9 protein-coding genes are annotated in these 8,908 nt (G+C 50.3%); 5 read left to right on the top strand and 4 right to left on the bottom strand.

Translation table 11 applies throughout. The features are described 5' to 3' along the window. The first annotated feature begins 274 nt into the window (after window positions 1–274). The 3 genes from AC3YUO_RS12835 to AC3YUO_RS12825 all read left to right on the top strand — a co-directional run bounded on the left by AC3YUO_RS12835 (window position 275) and on the right by AC3YUO_RS12825 (window position 3,266). Window positions 275–517, top strand: coding sequence for an alpha-helical endospore appendage domain-containing protein (locus AC3YUO_RS12835; protein ID WP_489963412.1), 243 nt, complete (start codon window positions 275–277; stop codon window positions 515–517). A gap of 148 nt (window positions 518–665) precedes the next feature. Then, entirely contained in the window at window positions 666–1,910 is a 1,245-nt protein-coding gene (locus tag AC3YUO_RS12830) for a choice-of-anchor A family protein (RefSeq protein ID WP_489963411.1), read from the top strand. Between the two features lie 66 nt (window positions 1,911–1,976). Next, the gene (locus AC3YUO_RS12825) at window positions 1,977–3,266 is read left to right on the top strand and encodes a glycosyltransferase (RefSeq protein ID WP_489963410.1); all 1,290 of its coding nucleotides are present in this window, start codon (window positions 1,977–1,979) and stop codon (window positions 3,264–3,266) included. 242 nt (window positions 3,267–3,508) lie between these two features. On the opposite strand, the gene nifU is transcribed toward AC3YUO_RS12825, so the two are convergent. Genes nifU through AC3YUO_RS12805 form a run of 4 tightly spaced genes read right to left on the bottom strand, consistent with a single transcriptional unit; the run spans window position 3,509 to window position 7,385 of the window. After that, window positions 3,509–3,940, bottom strand: a complete 432-nt coding sequence (nifU, locus tag AC3YUO_RS12820; RefSeq protein ID WP_489963409.1) for a Fe-S cluster assembly scaffold protein NifU — start codon at window positions 3,938–3,940, stop codon at window positions 3,509–3,511. A gap of 11 nt (window positions 3,941–3,951) precedes the next feature. Next, window positions 3,952–5,142, bottom strand: coding sequence for a cysteine desulfurase NifS (gene nifS / locus AC3YUO_RS12815; protein ID WP_489963408.1), 1,191 nt, complete (start codon window positions 5,140–5,142; stop codon window positions 3,952–3,954). 14 nt (window positions 5,143–5,156) lie between these two features. Further along, window positions 5,157–6,092, bottom strand: a complete 936-nt coding sequence (cysK, locus tag AC3YUO_RS12810) for a cysteine synthase A (protein ID WP_489963407.1) — start codon at window positions 6,090–6,092, stop codon at window positions 5,157–5,159. A gap of 12 nt (window positions 6,093–6,104) precedes the next feature. Further along, window positions 6,105–7,385 (bottom strand): O-acetylhomoserine aminocarboxypropyltransferase/cysteine synthase family protein, encoded by a 1,281-nt coding sequence (locus tag AC3YUO_RS12805; protein WP_489963406.1) that lies wholly within the window; start codon window positions 7,383–7,385, stop codon window positions 6,105–6,107. Window positions 7,386–7,954: 569 nt separating this feature from the next. Here AC3YUO_RS12805 and AC3YUO_RS12800 point away from each other — a divergent pair. Together AC3YUO_RS12800 and AC3YUO_RS12795 are read left to right on the top strand one after the other, a co-directional pair. Then, a complete protein-coding gene (locus AC3YUO_RS12800; protein WP_489963405.1) occupies window positions 7,955–8,311 on the top strand; it encodes a BlaI/MecI/CopY family transcriptional regulator in 357 nt (118 codons plus the stop codon). A gap of 4 nt (window positions 8,312–8,315) precedes the next feature. Then, window positions 8,316–8,687 carry a M56 family metallopeptidase gene (locus AC3YUO_RS12795; RefSeq protein WP_489963404.1) on the top strand — a complete coding sequence of 124 codons (372 nt, stop codon included), beginning with the start codon at window positions 8,316–8,318 and terminating at the stop codon, window positions 8,685–8,687. The last annotated feature ends 221 nt before the right edge of the window (window positions 8,688–8,908 follow it).

The raw sequence follows: 8,908 nt of genomic DNA, 5'->3' as shown, positions 1-8,908 counted from the left end.
CCCCGCTGCTCTGGGCTTCGATTTGGTATCGGGTGCAGCAGCATCTATACCGTTTTAAATGTGCCCCGCTTTTCGGTAAAACAATTCGAAAAGCGGGGCACATTTTGTATTTTAAAACCCACGTCAACCGTTCTTATCCTCTGATTCGACTTTTCAAAACTCGCTGAATTAAAATCAGGAGCAGTCAAAAACTTAGGTCGGCACGCTCCAATAAACCTGTCCATACGTAACACCAGCGTCAACACGTGAATAGAATAGCAGGAGCAATCGCTCAATAAATTGCAAAAGAAGTGTAACCCACCATGGGTATGCCTGTAATTACTGCCAGCTCAACGCGGAGGGTGAAAAGATTCAGAAAATGGTGGTTCTCCCCGATGTGACCCCTGACGTACTGTTGGCCACCAACAAATCCGTGGAGTCTATGGTCAATGCGGTGTCTCGGTTGGAAATGATCCTCCAGTCCAAGCTGTCCAATTTTAACGACTGTCTGTGTCAGCCTGATAGCAGTCAGAAATAACGGAAACCAGGGTGGGGCTTCCTGTTGGAAACCCCACCCTGATTTACACTGCCGCCTGGGTCACGCATAGTATAGTGTGGAGTTCTGATTGGCTCCAGCTTAAAAGAGAACCGATTGGGCCGGCATAATTCCTATAGGAGGATTGACTATGGCATTTAATTTCGGCCTTGCCAACGATTACAATGTATTTGTTTTTGGCGATATGAGCCTGAGCAATACCGATGCAGAAGGGCGGGTAGCTGTCGGCGGTAATGCTACCCTCAGCAACTACGACGTCGGTGCCAGCATTACCCCGTTACCTCCCGCCAATACGGATCCATCGTTTGTAATAGACGGAAATGTCAACGTCGCTGCAGGCTCCAACGCCAGCGGCAACACGGTGGTAAATCCCAGCAGCACGATCACGAACTACACCATGGGAAATCCCAACGGTCTCTTGATTGTAGGGACACCCATTGATTTTGCGGAGGCGGAGCGCTATTTGAAGTGCGCCTCCAATTTCTGGAGCGCCCTGCTGCCAAACGGCACCGGCGAGGTAGTATTCAACCAATTGAACCTGACCGGTACTGATGAGGTGTTGAATATCTTTTCTCTGGACAGCAGCAATCTCTATGGTTCCGGGGTCTCCCTGGCTCAGCTGAACGGCATTAACATCATAGCTCCCCTGGGCGCCACCATTCTTATCAACGTGGATGGCACCGCCATCCAGTACGGCAGCTACCAAATCTTCCGGAACGGTACAGCAGCCACCAGGGAAAACGCCAGGCGAATTCTGTGGAATTTCCCGCAGGCACTGGCCTGGTCAAACAGCACGACGGCCATCTACGGCTCTGTGCTGGCCCCCTTTGCTGCTGCCAACACCACATTCAGCCAGATCAATGGTAATATCATTTTTGACAGTTTTTCTGGTAACGCTGAGAGCCACAACGAATTATTCATCGGAGAACTGCCAGAGGCTACTGTTTGTCAGCTGATTACCAGCAGCACCACAACCAGCTCTACCACTACTAGTACAAGTACCACCAGCACAAGCGCTACCACTACAAGTACTACCAGCACGACTAGTACAACCACCAGCACCACTACAACGACAACCAGCTCTACCACGACTACGTCGACCACAACCACCCAAGCTCCTGTGCCCCGCAGTCAGGCAATTACCGATTTGATTGTCTCTGTTGCTTTGCAGCAGGCTGCGCTCTCCCACATTCTCAATGCGGAAGGGGAGAAGATCCAGAAAATTCTCTCCTTTGAGCAGCTGGCTCCCGCCACAATTTTGCGGACCAACCGTTCTGTGGAGTCTATGGTCAACAGCATCTCCAATTTGGAATCCATTCTCAACGACAAAATCGCTCTTTTTAAAGCGTGCAAATGTAACGATAGCGAGAAATAAAGAAACGATGGCGCAGCAGGTCCCTGCTGCGCCATCCAGTCCATAAGGAAAGTGAGCTGATCGGGTATGAAAGTTGCCATTCTGACCATGTTTACAGGACTATCTACCACCTATTCACTGGTCAACGTAGTGGCGGATCAAATCAAGATGCTGCTGGAAGCCCAGGTAAAGTTGAAGATACTGGTGAGTGAGACCTGCCCGGACGAGGAGCGCTGGGGCATATTTCTGGATCCGCGGCTGGAGTGGGTAAAGGTTACCAATACCCGCCATGGAGAACCCATCGTATGGCATGACTATTCCGCCCCCACAGGCACTGTTCATGAAACCTTTTATGAGGAGGTGGCGTGGATTGCCAAAGACTATGTCCGGTACCTCCAGGATGTAGACGTGTGTACCATGCATGATATACTCTATCAGGGCTGGCATCTGGTTCATAATGTGGCTGTCCGTCAGGCTCAGGAATCCTTACCAAACGTAAAGTTTTTAGCCTTTACGCATTCCATGCCAGTAAATCGCCCGCAAAAAACAGAGTGGCCCTTTTCCGCACGGTTTACTCCTATGCCAAACACCCGTTTTATCTATCCCACTTATTCGGGAATTGAGGCTTTAGCCCGGCAGTATGACGTGCCCCTTGGAAACTGTGCCGTCGTCTATAATAGCCTGCCCCTGCTTGAGATTCTGAGCCCGGATGTCCAGAAGGTAGCAGAACATATCGACCTGCTGAACGCTGATATTCTGGTAATCTATCCTGGGCGACTCACCACGGGCAAGCGGTTTGAGAAAGTGGCCGCTTTATCCGGTGCTATCCAGCGAAAAACCGAGCAGTGTACCAAGGTGGTCTTTTGTGACTTTCCCAGTGCTGATATCCCAAGTCAAATCTACAAGCGGACCATTCAAACGGAAGGGATGAAGTTCGGCCTGGAAAAGGAGGATCTCATCTTTACCTCCGATCTTGGATATGAACAGGGCTTCCCACGCCGTGGAGTATTTGAACTGTTTGGTCTGTCTAACCTGTTTATATGCCCATCCTACTCAGAATCCTTTGGCTTGACAGTACTGGAGGCGGCCAGCCGCGGAAACTTTCTGGTGCTCAACGAGGCAGTACCTGCTTTGAAAGAGTTGGGAGACAACTTGGGCGCTTACTTTCTGCGGTGGGACGGACGCAATTTTGGCTATGACACCCGTGAAAAATATGTCCCTTCTGAACAGGCATATTACGAAGAGCACGGGGAAATTATTGTCAATTTAATGAGAGAGGACCGCAGCCTTCGGGCGAAAACCAAGACACGCACAAAATACCATGGAGCTTGGATTTGCCGCAATCAGTTGATGCCCCTTTTGGCAGGAACCTTATAAATCTGCGTCTTTCTTATCTAAATAGCCCTATGAAAGGGGTAGCCTTTAGCCCCCGTGGCGGCTATTGGAGGACTGGGTACCCGTTCTGTTCCATCTTGCAAAAAGAGAGACACACGTTTCGCGTGTCTCTCTTTTGCCGTCTCTGAGAAAGCTCATTCGCCAACGCACCGCGTGTGCGGTAGAGTAGGGCAGGGGAGTGCACCTCCGCAGTTCAGCGCCGACACAAAACGATACCGTGTATATTATGCGCTGCAGTGCGTACAGTGCTCACAATCCGGGAACTGTGCCTGGTCGTAGGCAATATGATTTCTGTCGTAATAGTCCTTGATTGCCTTCTTAATGGCCTCTTCGGCCAGTACAGAACAGTGCAGCTTGTGTGCAGGAAGTCCATCCAACGCTTCCGTTACCGCCTTGTTTGTCAGTGCCAATGCGTCTGAAATCGTTTTTCCCTTAATTAACTCGGTTGCCATGGAACTGGAGGCAATGGCACTGCCGCAACCGAAGGTTTCAAACCTTACATCCGTGATTACGTCATCCTCAATTTTCAAATAGATTTTCATAATATCACCGCAGACGGGATTTCCCACCTCGCCAATCCCATCGGCGTTCTCCAGAACACCGACATTCCGGGGATTACGGAAATAATCCATTACTTTGTCGCTGTATAAAGCCATGATGACACCTCTTATTTCTCAAACACGTGGGGCCGTTTTCCGTTGACCAGATCCCGCCAGAAAGGGGAGATGCTCCGCAGATAGGCCACCACATCGGTAACTGATTGAATGATATACTCGATATCCGCCTCTGTAATATCTTCGCCAATGCTGAGCCGCAAAGAGCCGTGGGCAACCTCGTGGGGGCGTCCAATGGCCAGCAGCACATGGCTGGGATCCAGGGAACCGCTGGTACAGGCGGAACCGGAGGAGGCACAGATTCCCTTGTCATCCAGAAGGAGCAGCAGGGATTCTCCCTCGATCCCCTCAAAGCAGAAGTTCACATTACCGGGCAGCCGACACTCGCGGTCACCATTCAGCTCGCTGTATGGAATCTGAGCCAATCCCTCAATCAGCCGCTCCCGCAGGCCCGTCAGTCTTGCGCCAGTCTCATCCATGGCTGCACAGGCCTCTTCCAATGCCGCAGCCATACCCATGATGGCCGGGATGTTCTCCGTGCCGGCACGCTTCCCTCGCTCCTGTCCGCCGCCATGAATCACAGTCTCCAGTGGAATCCCGCGTCTGACATACAGAGCGCCAATTCCTTTAGGCCCATGAAATTTGTGAGCAGAGAGGGAGAGCATGTCTATGTTCTGCTCCTTGACGTCAATGTGCAGATGCCCCGCCGCCTGTACCGCATCTGTGTGGAACAGTACACCCTTTTCCCGGCAAATAGCACCAATTTCCCCAATGGGCTGAATAGTTCCAATCTCATTGTTGGCATACATAATGGTCACCAGGCAGGTATCTTCCCGGATCGCTTCCGCAACCTGCTGCGGGGTCACAATTCCATTGTGATGCACGTCTAGAAGGGTAAGCTGAAACCCTTTCTTTTTTAACTGCTCCAGTGTGTGCAGCACTGCATGATGCTCAAATGCTGTGGACACGATATGCTTCTTTCCCTTGCGTGCCCCCAGCGCGGCAGCAGTTAGAATGGCCTGATTATCTGCCTCACTGCCGCCGGAGGTAAATGTGATTTCCCGTGCTTCCGCACCCAGACAGGCAGCAATCCGCTCCCTGGCCTGTTCCAGTGCCTCCTTGGCCTTCTGACTGAATTCATACAGGCTGGAGGGGTTGCCGTACGCTTCGGAAAAATAGGGCAGCATGGCGTTGACGGCCACCGGGCTCATTTTTGTGGTAGCCGCATTATCTGCGTAAATCATAGATTGCTCCTTTCTCAGTTCTCCGTAAACAGCGGAGTAGAAAGATAACGTTCTCCGGTGTCCGGCAGCAAAGGTACAATGGTCTTGCCTCTGTTTTCCGGACGCTTGGCCAGTTGGACCGCGGCCCAGATGGCAGCGCCGGAGGAAATTCCCACCAGTATGCCTTCCTGCTGTCCCACTCGCCTTGCTGAGTCAAAGGCATCCTCGTTGGAAACCCGGATAATCTCATCATAGACCTCAGTGTTCAGGACCGGAGGAACAAAACCTGCTCCAATGCCTTGAATTTTGTGGGTACCGGCCGGGCCGCCGGAGAGAACCGGGGAAGAGGAGGGCTCCACAGCCACAACCTTGACGGCAGGATTCTTGCTTTTTAAATATTCGCCCACACCGGTAATCGTGCCGCCCGTTCCTACGCCGGCCACAAAGATATCAACCTGGCCGTCGGTGTCTGCCCAGATTTCCGGGCCGGTGGAACAACGATGGGCGGCTGGATTGGCCGGATTCTCAAATTGTCCGGGAATAAAGCTGTTTGGAATCTCTTCTGCCAACTCCTGCGCTTTAGCAATCGCACCCTTCATGCCCTTGACACCCTCTGTAAGCACCAGTTCGGCCCCGTATGCCCTCATCAGCTGACGGCGCTCCACACTCATAGTTTCGGGCATGACAAGAATGGTGCGATAGCCACGGGCCGCCGCCGCCAATGCCAGTCCGATGCCGGTATTGCCGGAGGTAGGTTCAATGATGACGGTTCCGGCTTTCAGCCGTCCTTTTGCCTCGGCATCCTCCAGCATCGCTTTTGCAATCCGGTCCTTCACGGAACCGCCTGGGTTGAAGCACTCCAGCTTTCCAAAAATTCTTGTCTCCAGGTTTTCTTCCCGTTCAATATGAGTCAGCTCCAGCAGTGGGGTTCTTCCGATGAGCTGGTCGGCTGAAGTATAAATATGAGCCATTCTGATTCCTCCTCAAATACTCTGGAGCGCCTGTTCCAGGTCTGCAATGATATCGTCAATATGTTCTGTTCCAATGGACAGACGAACCGTGTTCTGATAGATTCCAACGTCCGCCAGAGCTTTCTCTGTCAGTTGGCTGTGTGTGGTGGAGGCCGGATGAATCACCAGACTTTTAGCATCTGCCACATTGGCCAGCAGGGAGAAAAGCTTCAGGTTATCAATAAACCGGAAGGCCTCGTTGCGGCCACCTCGAATCTGAACTGTAAAAATAGAGGCACCGCCGTCGGGAAAATACCGCTCATACAGGAGGTGATCCGGGTGGTCAGGCAGAGAGGGATGGTTGACAGCTTCCACCTTGGGGTGAGATACCAGATATGACACAACCTTCTTTGTATTTTCGATATGGCGCTCTACACGAAGGCTCAGCGTCTCTGTCCCCTGAAGCAGCAGGAAGGCTGCAAACGGACTGATGCATGCTCCCTCATCCCGTAGCAAAATGGCACGGACATAGTTGACAAAGGCAGCCTCTCCTGCGGCTTCCGTAAACCTGATGCCGTGATAGCTCGGATTTTCCTCACTGAGCCAGGGATATTTGCCGCTTGCCGCCCAGTCAAAGTTTCCGCCGTCTACAATCACACCACCCAATGTAGTTCCGTGTCCTCCAATAAACTTTGTGGCGGAGTGCAGCACAATATCGGCTCCGTGTTCAATGGGGCGAAGAAGATAGGGGGTTGCAAAGGTATTGTCAATCACCAGCGGCAGGCCGTTACGGTGGGCAATGGCGGCAATCGCATCAATATTCGGTATATCACTGTTCGGGTTCCCCAATGTTTCGATGTAAATAGCTTTGGTATTGGGCTGAATCGCATTCTCCACAGCGTCAAGGTCATGAACATCCACGAAGCTTGCACAGATACCATATAGGGGAAGGGTGTTGGCCAGCAGGTTGCTGGTACCGCCGTAAATCGTTTTTTGTGCCACAATATGTTCGCCTTGCCGGGCAAGCGCCTGAATTGCATAGGTAATGGCTGCCGCGCCCGATGCAACCGCCAAAGCAGCGGTACCGCCCTCCAGTGCGGCAATACGCTGCTCAAAAACTGCCTGGGTCGAGTTCGTCAGGCGGCCATAGATATTTCCGCCCTCCGTCAAGCAGAAGCGATCCGCCGCGTGCTGACTGTTGTGAAAAACATAGGAGGCAGTGGCATAGATGGGGACAGCGCGGGCGTCGGAGGCCGAATCGGGCTGCTCCTGGCCCACATGAAGCTGGAGGGTTTCAAATTTATATTTAGACATAGTAAGCGTTCCTTTCTGATGAATCACTTTTATCCGACTCTTATTCAGACGTACAGCACATTCGTCCAAATCGGAAGTTATGTCTCAGAAGTCCGAAAAAACAAGTTCCCATTGGCCCGTTCCTTTTACCCATCTTTTTAATATGTTTTAAACCGTATCACGAATTACCTACTAAGTCAAGGGGTAATTCTAAGTACCTACTACATCTGAGCAAAAAAGCACTTTCCTATAAAACAGTAGAAATGGAAAAAGCATCTGCTTTACGTAACGAAAGGGCATAGGAAGAGGGGCGGGTACGGTACATAGACATTTACTTTTAAGCCAAAATGTCCCAAAATGACGGGTTTCGAGAAGCTTCCCAACAAGCGTTTTTGCAACTGCAAAAGTAGCAAGTGGGGCTGCTCTTAAAATATGCAAGTCCCGAATATAGCGCGAAAAATGAAGGCCATTTCTCACTCTGCACAAAGTTCTTACAAGAACTAATTGACAAACTGGTTTACTCGATGTAAACTTCAATTAAAGAGGTTTACATCGAGTAAACTTTAACCGTATACAATGGGGGAAATTATATGGCTGATATGAGATTAGGTGTAGTAGAGACCCGTTTTGCTGACTTAATATGGGAAAATGAGCCGATATCTTCTGGTGAATTGGTAAAGCTTTGCGAACAAGAATTGAGCTGGAAAAAGTCAACCACCTACACAATTTTGCGAAGGTTGTGTGAACGAGGTATTTTCTCCAATCAAAAGGGCATGGTCACATCGCTGATATCCAAAGACGAATTTAACGCTATGCAGAGTGAGAAGTTTGTTGAGGACACATTCGAGGGATCTTTACCAAAGTTTTTGGCCGCCTTTACTACAAGAAAAAGGCTATCCGATGCCGAGATCAATGAGCTGCAAAAGTTTATTGATGAAATGAGGTGATCGCATGCAATTACATACCGTTTTTTCTGCTGTTCTCAATATGTCACTTACCGCAAGCATTGCCATTCTTGTCGTATTGCTTGCAAGAATTATATTATTGAAGCGTGCACCTAAAATTTTTTCCTATGCACTTTGGGCAGTTGTACTGTTCCGTCTGCTTTGTCCGATGTCACTGCCATCGCCGTTCTCTCTGATGGGTCTCTTTCAAGCGCCAACCACAGAAACGGGCCGAATTGAGTATGTGTCTTTGAATGTGCTCGATACGGAAAAAACAGCAACTACGAGCGATGTTTCTACTTCTAATTCCAATCAAACAACAGATAATCCCGTTAACCCATCTGAAATTACGGCAGCAGGTATGGTATGGAAGTCATAGTGAATACAAACGAAGCTACTGCTAACGGCGGATGGAATTTCACAGGAGCAGAAATCGTGAAGGATAATGCTCCGGTGTCTATCGTAGACACGGAAATATCCAATGCTAATAGTGACTTAGCGGATGCGGTTATGTTCAATTGAGCTGTGCTATGAGCACGCAAACCTCAGCTGGTACATGTATTTAGTTCTTAGTGAATTGGAGCTGCTGACTTTGTCAGC

This window comes from Pseudoflavonifractor sp. HNCC25GI2 (assembly GCF_058136395.1).
Note: the sequence above shows the minus strand (reverse complement) of the source record. Positions and strands in the feature narration are given on the sequence as shown.